Here is a 20,400-nt window from a genome sequence, read left to right on the forward strand (position 1 = left end):
CTTCTATACTGATTTTTAGAATGATTATTGACCTTCTATTTCATCATCTAATTTAACATTTTCTAAATTAGCTTTTCTATTGTCTAAAGTATTAAGATTTATAGGATGAGTAACCATATCTTCAGCAGTACCCATTATATATCTGTTTAAATAGATTTTTCCTTCTGGAGTATTTGCTACTGCATAAGGTTCTGTTTCTTTCTTAAAAAGAACCCATGTATAACCATTATTGATTACTCTGTTTACATCTTCTTTATCAATTATAGTTCTTGATCTCTCTTTACCATATCTATCTCTTAGTATTACGGCAACAGTTTCTTCATCTATTTCTTCGTAATCATTAGGTGTATTTTGATTATATACCTCTAAGTTGCATTTTCTATTATCTAAAGTATCTCCGTTGCAATGTCTAATAGGTGCTTTCGGATGAGTTCCTAAGATGAAGGATTGTAATCCCTGCTTTCTTCTGTACTTTTTCTCCTCAATATAATAGCTACCTAGATTTTGTGCTAAGTAATTATTAAGATCTTTATTCCACTCTGCAAACCAAAGGCCTTTTTCTAATACTCTTTGTAAATCTTCAGTATCTATTTTGCCTTCAATTACTGTGCCATCTTTTTTAAGCAATTTTAAAAAAGTAACCTCTTCTAGTGTTTGGTACTTATTAGATTTAATTTCAACTTTATTTGTCTCTGTTTTTTTTACTTCTGTTGTATTTTCGTTTTTTATAATGGGACACCTCTTTCTTCTATTTAAGTATTTTCAAAAAATAACCAGTCAGCATACTAGCCTATTTTACTACATTATTTTATTATATCACATTTATTAGGTTAAAAACACTTAAGTTCAAAATCAAATTTATTTATTTTACTATCCATGCACTTGGCAACGGCCGCTCTCCAAATTTACTGCTTGGACTATTTATAAGTTTATCTTCATAATACATAACAGAAGAAGAACCCCCGTCTAGATTAGCTGCATTAACACATCCCTCTGATATCATTATATCTTGAATTTCCTTTATTGTGGCACCTATTGAATGTAGCTGCCTCCCATCTATTACAAGAAAAACAACACTTCCATCTTCCTTTTGACCAATTACAGTTCTAGGGTTAATACCCCATCCTCCATCTCCATATATTTTTACCGGCTTATTGTTTACTATGAGAAATGGATAAAATGACACTCCCTCTTGTATATTGAGTTTCTTTATTTCATTTATACTATAGTTTCCCAAAACTAACACGCCATTTTTATTAAAGCCTATAAGACCGTAGGTTTCAACGCCTTTCTCATAATATACTATTTCTCCACCTTTAATAACTATTCCTGTCGGAACTCCACCGTTTCCCTTTCCTTCAACATCTACAAAACCTGAACCATTGACTCCAGCTATACCATTTTCCTGCTTAACTAACTCTTTTATATATGTTCCGTTTTCTCCTATGCTTTTTGAAACCGATAGTTTTATCCTCTTAGGGTCCTTAACTGTAAATATATACCCTTTGTACTTACTACCAGATATATTAGTCATACTTACATCTGGTTTCTCCGTATACTTAAATAAGTCATCTGGCTCGTCCGCTTCTGCATCCTCGTTAACTATATTTATATCCTCTGTATTAGTACCCTCACTAATTGTTGCCACTGTATTTAAAGCCATTATCTTTTCAACGGTACTAGCACTCGCCACAATATTTGCTACATATTGATGCCTCATAGTAACCATAAATGATGTAACTAAATAATTTTGAAGTCTTGGAAATATTCCTATTCTAATTGAGCTTATGCCTATCACTGCATTTATAATAACAATTAATGTAAGGCTTAAAATAAAACTTAAACTCTTTTTTATGAGCTTCATAAAACAACTCCTTTTACAAATTCACCATGGAGATTCAGATTCTCTGTGTATTCCTAGTTATTCCATGTATGTTTATTTGCTTTAAATAAATTCACCAAGTTATTACTCCTAATACCAACATATATTTTTTCTATATACTATAGTACGTATTTGAAATGCATAAAGTTGCTAACTTATTTTACAACTATATAAAAATTAAACTTTGAATCAAAAAACTATTTAAACATTTATTATAAATATTTTGTTTTGTTTTTGGTTAAACTTCATAATAGATATATTAAGGAATCTAAAAAAATAGCTTAGTGGACTGACTAGTTATCTTTTAAGGATACCCAAGGAGGGAATATTATGTCAAAAATTAATTGTAGCGTTACAAACTGCTCCCATAATAATGAACATGCTTGTTTTGCTAACGTAATAAATGTTGGCGGAAAAAGCGCAATAAATGATTCTGATACTTGCTGTGCTTCTTTTTTAGATTCAAAAATTTACAGTGATCTTACCAATAACATTAATGAAAATGGTGATGAATGTAGAGCAATTACCTGTAATGTAGGTACTTGTACTTATAATTCTGATAATCTCTGTAATGCTAAGTCTATAGATGTAAGTGGTGACAATGTCAATCTCTATTCAGAAACTAACTGCTTAACATTTAAAACCACATAATCAAATTATCTCTATAAAAATAAAAGGTTCCTTAGTATAACTACAATCTGTAGATCTACTAAGGAACCATTTAGGCATATTTAAACCTATTTATTTATCGAAATATCTTTCTAAAAGTCCTTTAAAAGCTCTTCCGTGCCTTGCTTCATCTTTGCACATTTCATGCACCGTATCATGAATAGCATCAAGATTCTTTTCTTTTGCGAGAGTTGCAAGCTTCTTCTTGCCAGCGCAGGCTCCATACTCAGCCTCCACTCGTGCCTTTAAATTTTCTTTAGTATTAGGTTTTACCAATTCTCCTAGAAGCTCTGCAAATTTAGATGCATGCTCTGCTTCTTCATAAGCAATTCGCTTATAAGTCTCACCGATTTCTGGAAAGCCTTCTCTATCTGCCTGCCTTGACATAGCAAGGTACATGCCAACCTCTGTACATTCAGCTATAAAGTTGGATCTTAGGTCATTTACAACTTCAATATCAACATCTGCTGCCACACCAATTCTATGTTCATCTGCCCATACTAAGTCATCTTTTATTTCATTAAATTTACTTGAATCAGCCTTACAAATGGGGCATATCTCTGGTGGCTGTTCCCCCTCATGAATATATCCACAAACCGCGCAAACAAATCTTTTCATTTATAATCCTCCTGAGCAATATATATTTTCAGTATAGTATTCTTCTTTTTCATATATTTTACTCAAGGATTATAAATATTTATTCATTCCTTAGCTCCATTATCTCCTTTTCAGTGAGATACCGCCACTCGCCCACCTTTATACCCTCGATTTTTACATTTATTATTCGAATTCTCTCTAGTCTCACAACAGTATATCCAAAAACTTTGCTCATTCTTCGAATTTGCTTATTAAGTCCCTGGGTGAGAATAATACGAAAAGTATCTTCGGTAACCCTACTAACTTTGCAAGGTCTTGTGGTAATGCTACAAATTTCCACGCCTTCAGACATTCCCTTCATAAAAAGCTCATCAAAAGGCTTATTTAAAGTTACTATATATTCTTTTTCATGTTCATTTTCTGATTCTAAAATTTTATTTGCAAGTTCGCCATCATTAGTCATTAATATTAATCCTTGCGATGCTTTGTCCAGTCTCCCAATAGGGAAAATATATTCCGGATAACCCATAAGATTAATTATATTGTTTTCCACACTTTTTTCTGCAGTACAGGTTATGCCCACTGGTTTATTTAGTGCAATGTAGATTTTATCTTTCTCTGGTATAGGCTCATTATCAATAAGAATAATATCCTCTTTTTCTACCCATTGTCCCTTTGTGCAAAGCTTCCCATTTACTATTATTCTATTATCTTCAATAAGTCTATTTGTTTCTGTCCTTGAACATATCCCATAATTGCTAAGAAGTTTATTTATTCTCATCTTTAAATATTTATCCTTTCACTCTTGTTCTTTGATATTACATCTCCTCAGGTGTTTCAATTCCTAGTAAGTCTAGACCTGTTTCAAGAATATCCTTTGTTAGATTAATTAAATTTAACCATGATATACGTTTCTCTAAATTCTCTTCTTTTAATATCCTATTTTCATGATAAAACCTATTAAATATATTTGAAATCTCAAATATATATTCGCAGATCTTATGTGGAGCTCTTTCGATAAAGCTGCCTTCAATGACTTCATTGAATTTAGAAAGCTTAAGCATAAGATCTCTTTCAACATCACTTGAAGGCCCTAGAATTACCTTTGGTAATGATATATCTTTGCTTTGTGCTTTATTTAAAATAGATTTAATTCTTACAATGGTGTATTGAATATATGGTCCTGTATTTCCTTCAAAGGAGGCAAATCTATCTATATCAAATACATAATTTTTTGTAGCTTGATTTGATAAATCGCCGTACTTAAGAGCAGATACTCCAACCTTTATAGCAATGCTATCCATATTTTCAGAAGACATATCCGCATTGTTTACTTGTGATTTTTCCTTTACCTTATCTTGAATTGTTTGGATTAAGTCTTCTAGCTTCATTACTCCGCCTTCTCTTGTTTTAAAAGGTTTTCCATCTTTGCCATTCATGGTTCCAAATCCAATAAATTCAAGGCTCAAATCTGCTTTAACAATTTGTGATTTTCTTGCACATCTAAAAACCTGCTCAAAATGAAGTCCTTGCCTTTTATCAACCACATATATTATCGCATCAGGATTATAATCATTTACTCTTTCCCAAATAGTTGCAAGGTCTGTTGTGCTGTACAAGCTCGCTCCATCAGATTTAAGAACTATAAATGGTGGTACCGTGTAAGTGTCATCTTCTTTTGCAACATCAACCACAAGAGCACCTTCACTTTCATAAGTATAGTTATTTTCTTTTAAATAATTAACCAACTTTGGAATATACTTTTGACAGTCACTTTCACCCTTCCATAAATCAAATTCAACATTTAAGTTACCATAGTTTTTCTTTAAATCTGCAACAGATACCTTAATTATTTGTTTCCATAATGCAACATAACCTTCTCTTCCATTTTGGAGTTCAAAGGTAGCATTTCTTGCTTCTTCCATAGCCTTTTCATCTTCCTTAGCAAGTTTACTTGCTGCAGGATATATACTTTCTAATTCTTTAATATTAAATGGCGCCTCCCATGGGTACTCTCCCTTAAAATCCTCATCAAAGTAAGGTAATTCACTCTGACGTCTTTTAAGCTCTGTAATTACCATACCTATTTGCAATCCCCAGTCTCCTAAATGAACGTCCCCTATTACATTATGACCTTGGAACCTTGATATACGTTTTATACTTTCACCAATTATTGCAGCACGTAAATGTCCTACATGAAGTGGTTTTGCAACATTTGCTCCACCATAATCTACTATAATGGTCATAGGTTTTTCAGGCTGTGTGCAACCATATTTCTTATCACCGTAAATATCATTAATATATCTTGTTAAGAAACTATCTTTAACAGTAATGTTAATAAATCCAGGCCCTGCTATAAATACTTTTTCAAAAGTAGGTTCATTTTGTAATTCTTCCATTACCTCATTGGCAATCATTATAGGAGCTTTTTTATATTTTTTCGCTGCAGGCAGAGCACCATTACATTGGAATTGGCTTAAATCATAACGATTAGACACCGTAACTGTTCCGTACTCTTTGTCGTAGCCAAGTTTTTCAAACTTTTCTTTAACAATATCATCTAGAATGTGTATTAGTTTTTGCATATTATACCTTCCTCTCTTTTTATAAAACAAAAAACCGCCTCTTAAATATAAGAGACGGAAATATATCCGTGGTACCACTCTAATTGACTATAAATCACAAGCTTTAGTTACTATTATAATGCTTGATAAAATATTATAGTCCACTTGAAACTTTAACGCAGTTAACGACTTGCCTTACTCAATTTTCAGGCAGCTTCTCAGAGGTTCTTTTCCCTTTTTATATTCTATGAGCCTTACACCCTCACCCACTCGCTTGAGACATCTAAAAAAGTACTCTTCTCTTCATAGAATTTATAACTTTTTATGGATTATATTACCACCATGGAATTACTTTGTCAATAGACATAATTGTTATTTAATTATCCCATTCTTTCTTCTATTTAATCCTTTAACTTATCACTTGCCACGTGGGTGGCACTAGACACTTATCATATATATTTCTTCGTTTCTCCGGATCCTCTTAATTCATTTACTAAATGCTTAATCTCTTGATCCTTATTTTTATCCATTACCAATATAACATCTCCTGCATCTACAATTATAAGATCCTTTACTCCGAAACCAATTATTAGCCTATCCTTCCCAAATACTGAGCAGTTTTGACTTTCTTCCATAAATGCATTTCCCAAAACATCGTTACCACGTAAATTACTAAGGAATCTTGAAAGGGATGCGAAAGTGCCGATGTCATCCCACACAAATTCACACTTTATAACAAATGCTTTTCTAGTTTTCTGCATTATTCCAAAATCTACTGATATCCCATCTATTTCATTGTACTGCTCTTTTATTACTTCTCTTTCTTCCTCCGTGTCAATCGCTTGATAGATAGTGATTAATCTCTTATACATTTTAGGTAAGTATTTCTCCATTTCCCGCAAGAATACATCTGCTCTCCATATGAACATACCACTGTTCCAAAGGAAATTTCCTTTTAAGAGTAAATCTTTAGCTACTTCGGCGTTAGGTTTTTCTAAAAATCGTTCTACTTTGAACGTAGGTATTTCACCGGTTACTCTGTCTCCCATTTCTATATAACCATAACCAGTTTCTGGTCTTGTGGGCTGTACTCCTATGGTGACTAACGCTCTCTTTTTATTTGCAACTTCAACTGCTTGTAAAAGAGTTTCTTTAAACTCTCTTTCATTTTCTATGAAATGATCAGATGGTAGCACTATCATAGTCGCATCCTTGTCCTGTTTTAATAGCTTAGCAGCAGATAGACCTATACAGGTGGCAGTCCCTTTGTAGACGATAGAGGTCTTTGGAATTTAAAATAAACCTCTACCCTCTTTTCCTTTCTATCTTTATCCTCCTTAACAATAATCCTATTTATTAAAGATTCTACTAGTCCTCTATCTATTTCCTTTACCTCTAATACCTTTTCTATTTCATCCTTATATATCTGAAGTATGTCATAAGTATCTTCATTATTTATCAGTATTTCATCTAATTCCTTTTTCCTTTTAATTAGTTTTTCTTGGCTCTTTTGAATAGCTTTAGCCATATTATTAAAGTTTCTTTCAGTGATCACTTCCATTAATTTATCCTCATATAACTTCTGAAACTTAGTATCTGTTGTTGATAACTTCTCCTGGACTGTTAGTAATTCCTTTTGAAAGTTATAATCTAGGCATATATCTTTTAGTAAATAATAATATTTATCCTTGTCTATACTTTTATTTATAATTTTTTTTAGATTTGTTTGTATTAGTGTTAACAGATATTCCTCCTTTACACTGTGTGCTGTGCAACGATTTCCTCCCATTTGGCTATTTGCGCATTTATAACCCATATATTTTGCCCTATAGATCATTGTCCCACCACACTCTGCGCATTTTAAAACTCTAGAAAATGGATGAATAACTCCATTTTTATATCTATACCCACTACTTCTCTCTTCCATAAGCTTTTGAACCTTGTTGAATGTTTGTTTATCTATTATCCCAGCAAACTCTCCTCCAATTATCCATTCATGTTCCTGCGTAGCTATTACCTTTTTTATCTTATAACTCACCTTTTTCCATCGTTGTTGAACCATATATCCCCCATACTTAGGGTTTTTAATAATTGAGAATATAGTATTATTTGTCCAAATGCCAAACTTCTTTCCTTTAAAATTTTTAAGTCTAGCTGATGGAGGCTCTATACCCTTTTTATTTAAATATGTTGATATCCTTCCAGCTCCCCATCCACTTACATATAGACTGAAGATTTCTTTAACTACTTCTGTAGTTTCTCCACCCTCTGCTACCAGCACTATGGTCTTTTGATTCCCTTCATAAATCTCTTCAAATTTATATCCATATGGAGGTTTGCTTGCAATAGATGAGCCCCTCTCCATTCTATCAGTCAATGCGCTTCTTACTCTCTTACTACAATCCTTAATATACATCTCATTAAGAATATTTTTAAAAGGTATGATATCATTAAATTCATTTTCCGTATCTACGTTATCTAAAACAGATATGAATCTTACATTGTTAACTTTAAAATAGTCCTCTAAATAATAACCGGCAAGAATATAGTTTCTTGAAAACCTTGACAGATCTCTTGTAAGAACAATGTTTACCTTTTTATCCTCAATATCCTGTTTCATTCTAATAAATGCATCTCTATCAAAGTTTGATCCCGACATCCCTTGATCTTCATATACATCTATTAAATTATATACCGCTTCTTTATCATATCTCGATTTTTCCAAAAGCCATTTTTTCAAATTGCCAACTTGTGCTGGAATAGATTCACTTTGCTCTTTTTTGCCCGTAGAAACCCTTGCATAAATTGCTACATTCCATACTTTTCTCATTTTGTCTCATCTACCTTTTCTTCTGAATCATTTTCAGGTGGATAGTTTTTATTATAGAGCACAATGTCCCTATTTTTTATTTTGTAATGTACCTCTTTTATTTTCTCCTCAATTATTTGCTCAATTAAACACTCCAAATTCTCGTTACCAAAGTTGACCTCTGATTGGATTTTTAGCACTTTAATCCCTCTTAATTATTGCTTATATAAGAATTGTATTTACACCAACTTTTATATATGATTATATTTTTATATCTACAATATTTTCACTTAAAAACAACTACTAACTTTGTACATAATCTATTACCACTAGAGTAATAATTATGAATAATATGAACAATATGAACAATATCAACAACTCGCACTTATAGTATGTACTTTTAATTAACTTATTGTTATAATTTGAATATGAATATCTCACAAATAAATCCAATTTACTTCTAGTTTGATAAATAACAATCAATATTGTTATTTTATTAACTTATCTAAATTTAGTTTTATTTGTAGATATATTACTTTTAAATTATATCCAAAGGGGGAATTTCGTTGAATAAAATGTCAAAATCATTAAGTTGTTCACTAGCAGCAATATTTGCACTTTCTATTGCAGTAATTAGCCCAAAGGTAGGACCTTTTAGTGTTGATGCTGTTTCCGCAGCTACTACAGCAGCTCCTGCTACACCTAGTAAGCCGTATACACCTAGTAAAACGACTACACCTAGCAAATCAACTACATCAGTTAATTATGCACCGGCAACAAGTGTAACTCGTTTACTTAGATTTAATTCTATGGGTGGCGATGTTAAACTTCTACAAACTACCCTTAACACTAAAGGGTACAAGCTTGACGTTGACGGTATCTTAGGAAAGTTAACTTTAGCTGCAGTAAAAGACTATCAAGGTAAGAATGGTCTTGCTGTTGATGGTTTAGTTGGACCAGCTACTCTTGCAAAATTAAATGCAAAACCAGTAACACCTCCAGCTGTTAAACCACCTGTTGTTAAACCACCAGTTGTTGTTCCACCTGTAGTGGTACCACCAGTTGTTGTTCCACCAGTAGATGTTCCACCAGTAGATGTTGTAACTTCTGCTTCACTAGTAAGTGATGCTGCTGTTTTCGAAAAATCAATTGGTAAAGATGGCAAATGGATTATTGCTACTACTAAAGATTTAACTTCAACTAAAGACCTTGTTTTAGAAGGCGAATTCAAAAATGGTAAAAAAGATACTGTTACAGGTGCTGATCTTATCCAACGTAAGATAGGTCTTTACACTCAAGATGATAAGCGTAATGTAACTGCTAGATTCACTCTGACTGCTCCAAAGTTAACTATTAATAGCCCTATGGCAAGTTTGGAGCATGGAACTTTTAAGGGTGATCTTTATGTTTCATCTGCTAACTTTAAGTTAATAGATCAAAAAGTTGACGGAAATGTATATTTTACTACTCAAATAGCTAAAGATACATTTAACCAAGATACTAAAAGCGTTGTAACTGGAACTAAAGAATTAATAGAAGTAGATGCTGTAACAAGCCCTTCATTAGTAAAGGATGTAGCTGCTTTTGAAAATGCAATTAGCCCAAAAGGTAATTGGATTGCTTCTGTTTCAAAAGATTTAACTACTACTAAAGAACTTGTTTTAGATGGCGATAAAATGAATACAAAAACTCCTCCTGTTTCAATGCGTAAAATAGCTCTTTATTCTCAAGACGATAAGCATGTTACAACTCGTAAGTTTACTTTAACAGCTCCAAAATTAACAATTAAGAGTGTAGATGCTAATATTTCAAAAGGAATTTTCGTTGGTGATATTTATGTGTCAGCAAAAAACTTCCAATTAATAGATGCTAAAGTTGATGGAAATGTATATTTCACTACTCAAGAAGCTAAAGATACATTCAAGATGGATGCTACAAGTTCTGTAACTGGCGGCAAAGAATTAATAGAAGTAGATGCTGTAACAAGCCCTTCATTAGTAAAGGATGTAGCTGCTTTTGAAAATGCAATTAGCCCAAAAGGTAATTGGATTGCTTCTGTTTCAAAAGACTTAACTACTACTAAAGAACTTGTTTTAGATGGCGATAAAATGAATACAAAAACTCCGCCAGTATCAATGCGTAAAATAGCTCTTTATTCTCAAGATGATAAGTATAATGTAACTCGTAGATTCACTTTAACTGCTCCAAAGTTAACAATTAAAAGTGTGGATGCTAATATTTCAAAAGGGATTTTTGTTGGTGATATTTATGTGTCAGCAAAAAACTTCCAGCTAATAGACACTTCTGTTGTGGGAAATGTGTATTTTACGAATAAAGAAGCTCAAGATACATTCGTAAAAGATGCTAAAAGCTCTATATCAGGATTACAAGCATTAAAGCTTAATTAATTACTAATCTTTAAAGAAACCCTCATGTGCACAATTGCATATGAGGGTTTTTTGCGCTAAAAAAATGACCTATAACATTAATAAGGCGGTCTCCTTATTACTAGGCTCTACAAATATATTTGATTTGCAGATTTCTGGAAGCTCATTGCAGATTTTATCAAAATATTCTTCATTGGTAACTACATAAATATTTTCGTTACTAACTAAACACTTTATTCTATCCACAGTGCTTCTTAAAAAGCTCTTATTATTAATAATATTCAAAAACTGCTTTGGGTTTTGTGCACGAGATAAAGGATAAAGTCTTGTTCCTTTTCCACCTGCTAAAATTAGTACATATAGCAAAAAACACCACTCCAAATTATTACTTATTTCATTTTATGAAACATTACTATATGTTGTGAGAATAATTTGTAATATATGATTTGCTTTCATATATTACATAACTTTTGATCAATATTCATAATAAAAAAATGTGTATAAATGAAGATATATTCTTCATTTATACACATTTTTTATTTAAACATATTTATTTCAAGTCTGAAGCAACACATTCCTCATCAAAAGGCACAATAAATTCCAGGCTATCTGTTGGCATTTTGCCTCCACTCTTTTTTAATAATTCGAAGGCGTCATATTCTTTAAGGTTATGTTCCTTTAGAATAGATGCTATATCTCTTTTTCCATGAAAAGATATACGTTTTGAAAAGGAGCTAAATAACTCTTCCCTAAAATATTCTACGTCTGTTTTAGGCAGATATGGTAGTGGAGTGAATCCATATAGTTCAGCCTTTTTCACACCATCAGTATCATACTTAAAATAATATTTTTCTAGTGTTTTGCTAAGTTCGCCTACTTTAAAAGGTTCTCCTTGTTCGTTTCTCCATATCATCCATATTACATCCTTCACTTCGCTAGCCATCCCTTTCACCCTCTTATTACAAAAATTCATATTATTATTATACTGTTGTTATTATAGTATTATGATAATAACTTTATAATCAATATTATACCAAAAAAACCATAGAAAGTCAAGCTTTTTGTATTTTCTTGTCGCATTATGAAGTTTTATCAGTTATGCTTATGTTTTAAGATTGTTTAGTTTTTGGGCCAACCTCTCCATGACTGCACTAGGGTTTCTATAGAATTCACTGGCACGTATTTTATAAAACTCCCATCCCATTCTCTCAAGACATAGCTGCATTTCATATTGCTTTTGCCAATCATAATCTTCATTCCCTAACATACCAATGCATTTAACTGCTATCTTTTTATAATGTGTGTCTTTCACATCCGTTGATATATCTGTTTCTACAACAAAATCTATAGTGTATTTTCCCACTTTAACCTTTGGCGTAATCTTATATCCGCTTTCTTTTATAATGCCTTTAATGTTATCTTCGAAATCATTTAATACCAAATATTCCTTAGATATAGCTTCTTCCTCATGCCAATTTTCTGAAAGACAGTATTTTAATAGAGCGTATCTAACACATTTATTATTAAGATCCTCTAAATCTACTGAGTGAAATAACCACATTTGATTTCTTGCACGACTTGCCGCTACATTAAATCGTCTTACATCAGACCCCTTTGTTAACGCTGTAAACTTAGCATTATTTGCAATAACCATAGATAGAAATATTATATCTCTCTCATCCCCTTGGAAGGAGTATGCATCGCCACATATAAGTCTTCTTTGTAGAAGTTCTTCCATTCCTAGCGCATTCACTAGCATGCTCTGTATTAGTTCAGCGTGAGCATCCCCTAGTAGTGATATAACTCCCATGGTCATTCCATTATATCTTTCATCTTTGCAGCACTCTAATATCCTTTCTACAATGCACTCTGCTTCTTTTACATTTAACGCTTTATTTTCATCCCTTAACCCATCTTTAACTTTATGGGTTACTATGAAAGGCCCAACCTTTTCCCTGTCATCTACCCGTCTTAAAGGTATTATTTCATTGGAGTAGCACAATTCATTACTAAATCCAATTATTTCAGGTGCACATCTAAAGTGCTCCTTTAATAACAGTCTATTTGGAAACACCCTTAGTGCTGTATTGTATAAACTAGTTTTTAAATCAAACCACTCTGCATGTGGAATATCCTCTAAATAGGTATTTATTAAAGTTTCTACAACAGCATGATCCTTTCCAATAGCTTCAGGGCTTATTTGTTTTTCATCCCCTACAATAATTGCTTTCTTAGCCCTCATTAAAACCGTTATAGCGGATATATCACTTTGACTACTCTCATCTACAATTACCACATCAAATAAATTATCCGTAAGCTTTAAGTTTTCCATAACTCTATTTATTGGCATAATCCATACCGGAATTACATCCTTGCACTTATCCATCTCTCTTTGTGCAATCTTTCTATACTTTACTGCTTGAGTACCTGTCCCTTTTCCTATTCTCTTTATAGCTTCCATCCAAGTAAATAAACTTCTTTTTTGAGCCTCAGTGGTACGCTGTATTTGATTAAACCAACTTCTTTTAGAAACAAGCTCTCTTATAATATACTTTTCTTTAATTCTTTCTTGTGCTATTTTCTTTTCTATCGCTTCTATATCCACATCTTCTAATTTACATAAGAAATCATTCCATTTTTTCCACTGCCATGCCTTTTCTAAGTCTAAACTTCCCTTGCTACTTGTTAAAAAAGCTTCATCGTTTGTGATATCTTTAAGTAAAAGAGGGCAGCATATTTCTAGTCTTTTGCTTAACTCCTTTAACCTTAACACCTTTGGAGCTAAGTGAGATAGGTTGTCTATCTCTAAATAAGCTGCTTGTATACTATCAATATTTCTTGCATCTATGGCATTGCTAAGTCTACCTAAGCATCCCTCACTGCAAAGCGCTCTCTTTATCTCTTCCACTTCACAGTTTAACTTGTTATATTTACTTATTAGTTTTAAACTTTCAAACCCTTCCTTAAGATAAATATATGTTTCTTTTTCATGCCAACACAAATCTTTAGTAAAATTTTTATCTGGTATAAAATTAATTATGTTATTTCTAAAATTCTTGTCCCAATCAATAATGGTTTCAATTTTTGCAATATCTTTAGATATTGCAATTATAAAGTTTAAGTCTGAATTACTTATAGGCTTTCCACCATACTCTTGCATTATATTATTCCAGTGATCTTTAAGTTCCCTTTCTAATAGCTGTAGCTTTACATATAAATCAACTACTATTACTTGTTCACTACTTTTTATAAATTCATAATCTACCTTGCAACCTTCAAATATATATTTAAGATTTCCATGGAGCATCTTAAATATAACTCCTAGTTTTGCTTTTTCCCTAATTGTTCTTGCAACTATATCAAAATCTGCTTCAAACTTATTTATGTCACCATAACTTGGTATTTCTAACTTATGACTCATTAGTTCTTGCTTAATTCTACTTATATTGCTTATATAGTCATTACATTTATATACTAATTGTTTCCACATTAACTGTGACTCATTTCCCTCATAATAATGCTTCATAACATTACCTAACCAATTATTTTCAAATCCATCAAGTCCTTCTATGGCATCCTCTACAAGTTTCAATAGTCTTCTATTTCCGTAGTCAATAGAGCGTGCATCATTCCAATTTTCAAGATTCTTCTCGTGAATATGTTGCTCTTGCTCTAACTTAGATATTTCTACTATTTTCCCGCAAAGTTCTTCCTTCTTGGGTATTACTGTTATATATTCATATATCTTATTTACCTGCGTAATTTGATCTTCATTAACCATGTTTGCTAATGCACGTAGCTCATTAAATTCTTCATTACTTAGTGGGCTTTCCTCCTTAAATTGAAGCTTGTCTACTATCCATGAATGATTGTCTTCGTTGTCTTTAACCCACTTAGCCATATGCATTAAGCTATATTTTTGACCTTGATATTCTACGTTTTCATTTTCTCTATCTTCAATACATTTTAGATCTTTATATAAACTTTCTTGTATTTCAAGGCACGCAGAATGTTTATATTTTAATAACTTTATTTCTTTACGTAATTCTTTAGTATCCATAGACAGGTTCTCTGTTATCTTTCTAACAGACTCATCTACTTCTTCTAGTGATTTCGTATCATTCCCTAAAATACTTATACATAATGCCCTAACTTCCTCGGGTATTTTATTAGACAAAACTCTTAATGCTCTATCTGTTTGACTTGTCACCAGTATCCTTTTACCATGGGCTAAAAGATGACATATTAAATTAGCTATAGTATGACTCTTACCAGTACCCGGTGGTCCTTGTACAACAATGCCAAAGTTTTCAGCTAATCTTTTAGTTATTTCCATTTGTTCTTCATTTGCCTCAAGTGGAAATAATATATCCTCCCCTACTTCTCTCCATTCATTAATAGTATCAATATCTTCTACTAATTCCTGCTCTGAAACCAGTGCCTCTATGGTTTTTGGTATAGGAAAACCTGCTCTTATTTGTGACAATACATCACTTAACTCCATATTCCAAAGTCTTGTGTCCACCTTTCGAAGGATTACACAAGGCGCATTGTGAAATTGTATGTTTACTTTGGGCTCTATATCTACGCCTTGACTCAGCTTATCAACATAAACGCTCCCCTCCTTGGCTTTTAAAAGTATAGCCAGTTCCTCAAAGATTTCTGAAGCCATTTCGATATCTCTCACATCTAAAGCCATGTCTTTTGCTTTACTTCGAAGATTTATCAAACTATCTAAGTTTACCTCTAAATATTCATTCAAAAACTCAAGTTCTACATTAGTTTGGTTATTGTAGGGGTTTAAAGTAAATATTTTTTCTTTTAAGTCAAACTTTAGTTCCATCTTTGTTGTAAATATAGGATGAACTATTTTCTCATCTTCTCTTTGCCAAACTAAAAGTCCATTTGACCAAATTATCTCTAAATCCTCGCTATTTTTTTCAAGCTGTAAATATATTTTTTGGAATTGGCTGTATAAAATTTCTGATCTCTCATCTATACTTAGCCAATAATCCTTATTTTCATCCTTATTAAAATTACATCCACTAGTGTTTTGGAGCTGCTTTTGCCAATATACTTTCTCATATTCACAAACATTTCTTATAGTTTTTTCATTCATGTTTTTTATGCTGAGTAAATATGAAAATATTTTCTCTACCTTGCTATTAATATCCAAGCCCTACTACCTCCGATTTCGTAATTAATATTTATAAACTAATGTAAAAAGTCTTATTAAAACTTAATCGGTTTTAACAAGACTTCTAGTTATTTACAGGAATCTCTCTCCACTATTTTATAAGGTAATACAAAATGTTTTTCATCAACCGGTAAGCTATTTATGGATTTTATTAGCATCCTCATACTTACAGAGCCCATGTCATACATTGGCTGAGCCACTGTGGTTAGTTTTGGATAGAATATTGAAGCCGAATATATATCATCAAAACCCATAACATCTATGTCTTCGGGCACTCTAATAGATTTGTCCCTTAAAGCATTTATTACTCCCATAGCGATTTCATCACTAGCACAGAATACTGCATTTACGTCAGCACTCTTGCCTAATATAGCATTTATTCCCTCATATCCATCTCTAGCCTTAACTCCACCGAAATAAACCAAATCTTCATTAAGTTTTATTCCCATTTCTTCTAAACCTTTTTTATAACCTTCATACCTTTTAGATAAGGCATTACCTTTTTCTATTGAAGTGCCTACATATGCAATTTTTTTATTCCCATTGTTTATTAAGTACTTTACAGCATCTGTTGCTGCCATTACATTATCAATGGTAACACTAGGAAATATGCCATTCGCATCTGTAGTTTCCACAAGAACTGTTGGCATTTCAAGCTCATGTATTAAATCTACAATATTTTCTCCTATTGAATTGCTCATGCATATAACTCCATCTATCATCTTTTCTTTAAGTATTCTTAAAGCTTCCATTTCCTTTTCTACATCTAAATCTGCATTGCAAAGCATAATGTTATAATTATATATATTAGCTACATCCTCACAGCCTCTAACAATTTCAGGATAAAATTGATTTGATATATCTGGTATTATTATTCCTATTGTGCTAGATTTTTGTGTTTTTAAACTTCTTGCAACTATATTAGGTCTGTACGCTAATTTCTTTATAGCATCTTTTACCTTTTGCTTAGTATCTTCATTTACCACATCTATATCGTTTAAAACTCTAGATACTGTGGCAATAGAAACTCCCGCTTCCTTTGCAACATCTTTTATTGAAGCAGCCATATTCTCAACTCCTACTATTTCATTATCTCTTTATTATACTTATAAAAACCTGTTATTTCAAGGCATAATATGAACTTTTAACTATTAGTATAATTATAATATTTCCCACAAAAATAAACTTTACAATAATATACATAAGTCTGTGAGCTTTTGGGTTTCTCCATACAAAAAAAGTATGCATAGATACTACTGCATACTTTTTTGTAATTTACCAGTTAATATATTCTTTAACCTTAGCTTTATCACCCAGTTTTACATCTTTTAAAACCCATTCTCTAAACGCCGGGTATCCTGTTCTATCCACAATATACCCTATGTGCTCTTTTCCACCTGGCGCATCTTTGTCTATATTTTTATCAATATATGAGTAGGTGTTTTTTATTATTTTAATTATACTTTCTTCGTCAACCCAAATTATAAAATCCTGAGCAAGCCTAGGATTCTTCTTTCCGGTTCTACCCATTATCACAAGTTTGTAGTACTTTTCCTTGCTTCTGCTCCAGGCACCTGTAGGACATTTACCTACACACTCTCCACAACCAATACATTTGTCATGATCTCTTACTATTTTGAAGTTTTCCATTTTAAGTGCACCAGTAGCTCTTTTAGTGCAGTTAGTTACGCAAGCTTTACAGCTGATGCATCTATAGTATTCATACTGTGGCTCTGTCATCCCTATAATTCCAAAATCCTGCATCCTAGCTTTAATACAGTCATTAGGACACCCTGTTAAAGCTACCTTAACATGATAGTCATTAGGAAAGATTTCTTTTTCAATTCTTTTTGCAAATTCTGTAGTATTATAATTTGCAAAAGGACAGACATTTGCCCCGATGCAGGCTGAAACATTTCTAGTTCCTGCTGCTGAATACCCAGTATTGGGTGAAATCTGATTTATCTCAAGACCTTCTATTACCGATTGAATCATTTCGTTAACTTCTGGTATTTTATCTATATCAATATTTGGTATTTCAAAGCCTTGTCTTATAGTTATATGAATGTTTCCATCTCCGTAAGTCTCCGCTACCCTTTGTAGTACCTCTAAATGTTTAGCCTCTATATGTCCCCCTGGTACCCTTATTCTAATAGCAGTTTTACCACGTTTTTTAGTTATTCTATAGGCATTTTTTTTAAGTAACTTGGTGTTTATATCCATGATTTTCCCCTCCCCTAATCTACTAAATGAACTGCATCCATATAATTAAAAACAGGTCCCTCTAAACAAATATAAGTATCATCTATTTTACAATGTCCACACTTACCAACTCCACAGCACATCTTTCTCTCATAAGATACCCATATATTCGCTTCTTTTACCCCTTTTTTTATAAATTCAGCTACAGTAAATTTCATCATTATTGGAGGTCCTACTACAATAACTTGTACCTTTTCTATATTTTCTACTGAAATATCTGCAACATACTTTGTTATGAGTCCTACATTTCCCGGGTAACCTTCCTCTGCACTATCTACAGTTAAAGTTACATTTATGCTCTCAGACCATGCTTTTAAATCATCTTTAAACAGAATATCATTAGGTGATTTAAATCCTGTTATTAAATTAAAGTTCTTAGTTTCCTTTGGATGCTTTGCAAAATAATCCACTATTCCCTTTACAGGTGCAAGCCCGGTTCCACCAGCAGCCACGATTATTTCTTTATCCTTGTAAAGATTAACATCAAATCCATTGCCATAAGGTCCTCTTAAAAACAAGGTACCTCCTACAAAAAAACTATGAATTACATCTGTAACTGTACCTACACGTCTTATTGTTAGGTCAATGTAGCCTTCTCCTATTTCACTAACAGATATTGGTGATTCACCAAACTTTGGTATAGATACCTCAAAAAATTGACCTGGCTTTACCTCTCCATTAAACTCCATTCTAAAAGTATAATCCGTTTCTGTATGTTTTTTTATATTAAGTATCTTAGATTTAAAAGGCATATATATATTTTTCATTTATTCCACCTCATCCATTGCTTTATTTAACTTGTTTACACAATTTGAAAAAGATATATATTCAGGGCATATATCATCACATCTACCACAGCCTATACACATATGGTATCCAGCTCTTTTTTTAAAGTCATATACCTTATGCATAACTTTAAACCTCATCCTATCTTTCTTGTCCTTCCTAAACCCGTGTCCCCCTGCCATATCACTAAAGCCATCTACATGACAAGATGCCCATACACGCCTTCTTTCTCCTGCATTCTTATTATCTTTATAAAAAACATCCTGCATAGTAAAACAGGCACAAGTACCACAGACAAAATTACATCTTCCACAGGCAATGCACCTTGAAGAATATTCATCCCACATCTTGGACTTGAAAACTCTTTGATCTAAGTTTTCAGGTATTTTTACTACTATTTCATTAGCAAGTACAAATTCTGGTTCTACTTCTAACTCATCGGTTTTATCCTCATTAAAATAATTCATTAATTCATGGGATTTACAATCTATAAAAACTTCATCATCTTGAAGCCTTGCATACATGTCATAACTTTCCGTCTTATTTGAACCCATGCTAGCACAAAAACAATTTTCAAAGCTTTCACTGCAACCCATAAGTACAAATTTAACCTTTTCTCTTAAAACCTTATAGTAATAATCCTCATCACCATTTTTTAAATAAACCTCATCTAATCTCTTCATAGCATGAATATCACAGCTTCTTAAAAAAACCAATATTTTCTTTTCATCTTCTTTTGGCTGCAAACATTCCTCTTCTGTAAAGTAAAATAAAGTTTGAGTAATAGGAAGTATTACTTCTTTAGGAGAAAAATCAGATTTTAAATCAAACTCAACTTCTTTTATGCTCATTATTTCCCCATACCTAATAGTATCAGTATCTGCAAAAGTTCCTTTCCCCTTGAGTTTTACTGGTGCATATACCTTATATTCACGTCGCAAGTTTTCTAGATACTCATCAAACTTCTCTATTTTTAACTTAAAACCCATAAATGTGACCCCTCCACTATAATAATTTTACATAATTCTTATCTATTGTGAGTAAACTTACTTTGTTAATTAGTTCACAATAAAGATCAAATTAATATCAAGTTATATCTATTCTATTCTAAATAAAAAAAAGAGTATGTGACTTTTTATAATGGTACCTATAGGAAGGACACTTAGAAAAAAAGTGTTTGGACTATAGGTACTTTTTTTGTATAATTTATATAAGGATAGGATGGTGGAAAATGAGTAAGGTTTTAT

Annotated in this window: 15 protein-coding genes, 2 pseudogenes and 1 other annotated feature; of the genes and pseudogenes, 2 read left to right on the top strand and 15 right to left on the bottom strand. The window is 32.2% G+C overall.

Annotated elements, in window-relative coordinates:
• Positions 1-24: 24 nt before the first annotated feature.
• Both LGK97_RS05685 and LGK97_RS05690 read right to left on the bottom strand, forming a co-directional pair.
• Positions 25-627: a hypothetical protein gene (locus LGK97_RS05685; RefSeq protein ID WP_226258780.1), complete on the bottom strand. Its 603-nt coding sequence runs from the start codon at positions 625-627 to the stop codon at positions 25-27.
• A 235-nt stretch (positions 628-862) separates the two neighbouring features.
• Complete coding sequence (locus LGK97_RS05690) at positions 863-1,864, bottom strand: phosphodiester glycosidase family protein (RefSeq protein ID WP_226258781.1); 1,002 nt, start codon at positions 1,862-1,864, stop codon at positions 863-865.
• A 348-nt stretch (positions 1,865-2,212) separates the two neighbouring features.
• Here LGK97_RS05690 and LGK97_RS05695 point away from each other — a divergent pair, with 348 nt between their 5' ends.
• Positions 2,213-2,533: a DUF1540 domain-containing protein gene (locus LGK97_RS05695; RefSeq protein ID WP_226258782.1), complete on the top strand. Its 321-nt coding sequence runs from the start codon at positions 2,213-2,215 to the stop codon at positions 2,531-2,533.
• Between the two features lie 90 nt (positions 2,534-2,623).
• Here the strand turns inward: LGK97_RS05695 and LGK97_RS05700 are convergent, their stop codons facing one another.
• The 6 genes and pseudogenes from LGK97_RS05700 to LGK97_RS05725 all read right to left on the bottom strand — a co-directional run bounded on the left by LGK97_RS05700 (position 2,624) and on the right by LGK97_RS05725 (position 8,721).
• Entirely contained in the window at positions 2,624-3,169 is a 546-nt protein-coding gene (locus LGK97_RS05700) for an NADH peroxidase (protein ID WP_226258783.1), read from the bottom strand.
• A gap of 79 nt (positions 3,170-3,248) precedes the next feature.
• Positions 3,249-3,929: a pseudouridine synthase gene (locus LGK97_RS05705; protein WP_226258784.1), complete on the bottom strand. Its 681-nt coding sequence runs from the start codon at positions 3,927-3,929 to the stop codon at positions 3,249-3,251.
• Between the two features lie 37 nt (positions 3,930-3,966).
• On the bottom strand, positions 3,967-5,733 hold the full coding sequence (gene argS, locus LGK97_RS05710) for an arginine--tRNA ligase (RefSeq protein ID WP_226258785.1): 1,767 nt from the start codon (positions 5,731-5,733) through the stop codon (positions 3,967-3,969).
• A gap of 47 nt (positions 5,734-5,780) precedes the next feature.
• Positions 5,781-6,028, bottom strand: a binding site (T-box leader).
• A gap of 133 nt (positions 6,029-6,161) precedes the next feature.
• Positions 6,162-6,980, bottom strand: a pseudogene (locus LGK97_RS05715) (mannose-1-phosphate guanylyltransferase); the annotation flags it as partial.
• Entirely contained in the window at positions 6,959-8,542 is a 1,584-nt protein-coding gene (locus tag LGK97_RS05720; RefSeq protein ID WP_226258786.1) for a recombinase family protein, read from the bottom strand. The gene LGK97_RS05720 and the pseudogene LGK97_RS05715, both read right to left, overlap by 22 nt.
• Positions 8,539-8,721: a hypothetical protein gene (locus LGK97_RS05725; protein WP_226258787.1), complete on the bottom strand. Its 183-nt coding sequence runs from the start codon at positions 8,719-8,721 to the stop codon at positions 8,539-8,541. The genes LGK97_RS05720 and LGK97_RS05725 overlap by 4 nt, the downstream gene beginning before the upstream one ends.
• A 375-nt stretch (positions 8,722-9,096) precedes the next feature.
• Between LGK97_RS05725 and LGK97_RS05730 the strand changes: the two genes are divergently transcribed.
• Positions 9,097-10,929 carry a peptidoglycan-binding domain-containing protein gene (locus tag LGK97_RS05730; protein ID WP_226258799.1) on the top strand — a complete coding sequence of 611 codons (1,833 nt, stop codon included), beginning with the start codon at positions 9,097-9,099 and terminating at the stop codon, positions 10,927-10,929.
• Between the two features lie 84 nt (positions 10,930-11,013).
• Here LGK97_RS05730 and LGK97_RS05735 read toward each other — a convergent pair.
• The 7 genes and pseudogenes from LGK97_RS05735 to asrA all read right to left on the bottom strand — a co-directional run.
• A pseudogene (locus LGK97_RS05735) lies at positions 11,014-11,274 on the bottom strand (sugar phosphate nucleotidyltransferase); the annotation flags it as partial.
• 184 nt (positions 11,275-11,458) lie between these two features.
• Entirely contained in the window at positions 11,459-11,851 is a 393-nt protein-coding gene (locus LGK97_RS05740) for a hypothetical protein (RefSeq protein ID WP_226258788.1), read from the bottom strand.
• Between the two features lie 159 nt (positions 11,852-12,010).
• Complete coding sequence (locus tag LGK97_RS05745) at positions 12,011-16,084, bottom strand: AAA domain-containing protein (protein WP_226258789.1); 4,074 nt, start codon at positions 16,082-16,084, stop codon at positions 12,011-12,013.
• 89 nt (positions 16,085-16,173) lie between these two features.
• Positions 16,174-17,172: a LacI family DNA-binding transcriptional regulator gene (locus LGK97_RS05750; protein WP_226258790.1), complete on the bottom strand. Its 999-nt coding sequence runs from the start codon at positions 17,170-17,172 to the stop codon at positions 16,174-16,176.
• Between the two features lie 208 nt (positions 17,173-17,380).
• Positions 17,381-18,328: a sulfite reductase subunit C gene (gene asrC / locus LGK97_RS05755; RefSeq protein ID WP_226258791.1), complete on the bottom strand. Its 948-nt coding sequence runs from the start codon at positions 18,326-18,328 to the stop codon at positions 17,381-17,383.
• A gap of 14 nt (positions 18,329-18,342) precedes the next feature.
• On the bottom strand, positions 18,343-19,134 hold the full coding sequence (gene asrB / locus LGK97_RS05760) for an anaerobic sulfite reductase subunit AsrB (RefSeq protein WP_226258792.1): 792 nt from the start codon (positions 19,132-19,134) through the stop codon (positions 18,343-18,345).
• Positions 19,135-20,142 (bottom strand): anaerobic sulfite reductase subunit AsrA, encoded by a 1,008-nt coding sequence (gene asrA, locus LGK97_RS05765; protein ID WP_226258793.1) that lies wholly within the window; start codon positions 20,140-20,142, stop codon positions 19,135-19,137. It abuts the gene before it with no gap.
• Between the last annotated feature and the right edge of the window lie 258 nt (positions 20,143-20,400).

It is taken from the genome of Clostridium sp. CS001 (assembly GCF_020443565.1).
Taxonomy (GTDB): Bacteria; Bacillota; Clostridia; order Clostridiales; family Clostridiaceae; genus Clostridium_AD.

Excerpts from the sequence above, each read along its gene's own strand:
- argS (WP_226258785.1), bottom strand. The coding sequence starts at position 5,733 with ATGCAAAAACTAATACACATTCTAGATGATATTGTTAAAGAAAAGTTT.
- LGK97_RS05705 (WP_226258784.1), bottom strand. The coding sequence starts at position 3,929 with ATGAGAATAAATAAACTTCTTAGCAATTATGGGATATGTTCAAGGACA.
- LGK97_RS05730 (WP_226258799.1), top strand. The coding sequence starts at position 9,097 with ATGTCAAAATCATTAAGTTGTTCACTAGCAGCAATATTTGCACTTTCT.
- LGK97_RS05690 (WP_226258781.1), bottom strand. The coding sequence starts at position 1,864 with ATGAAGCTCATAAAAAAGAGTTTAAGTTTTATTTTAAGCCTTACATTA.
- asrC (WP_226258791.1), bottom strand. The coding sequence starts at position 18,328 with ATGGATATAAACACCAAGTTACTTAAAAAAAATGCCTATAGAATAACT.
- LGK97_RS05695 (WP_226258782.1), top strand. The coding sequence starts at position 2,213 with ATGTCAAAAATTAATTGTAGCGTTACAAACTGCTCCCATAATAATGAA.
- LGK97_RS05700 (WP_226258783.1), bottom strand. The coding sequence starts at position 3,169 with ATGAAAAGATTTGTTTGCGCGGTTTGTGGATATATTCATGAGGGGGAA.
- LGK97_RS05750 (WP_226258790.1), bottom strand. The coding sequence starts at position 17,172 with ATGGCTGCTTCAATAAAAGATGTTGCAAAGGAAGCGGGAGTTTCTATT.
- asrA (WP_226258793.1), bottom strand. The coding sequence starts at position 20,142 with ATGGGTTTTAAGTTAAAAATAGAGAAGTTTGATGAGTATCTAGAAAAC.
- LGK97_RS05720 (WP_226258786.1), bottom strand. The coding sequence starts at position 8,542 with ATGAGAAAAGTATGGAATGTAGCAATTTATGCAAGGGTTTCTACGGGC.
- LGK97_RS05740 (WP_226258788.1), bottom strand. The coding sequence starts at position 11,851 with ATGGCTAGCGAAGTGAAGGATGTAATATGGATGATATGGAGAAACGAA.
- asrB (WP_226258792.1), bottom strand. The coding sequence starts at position 19,134 with ATGAAAAATATATATATGCCTTTTAAATCTAAGATACTTAATATAAAA.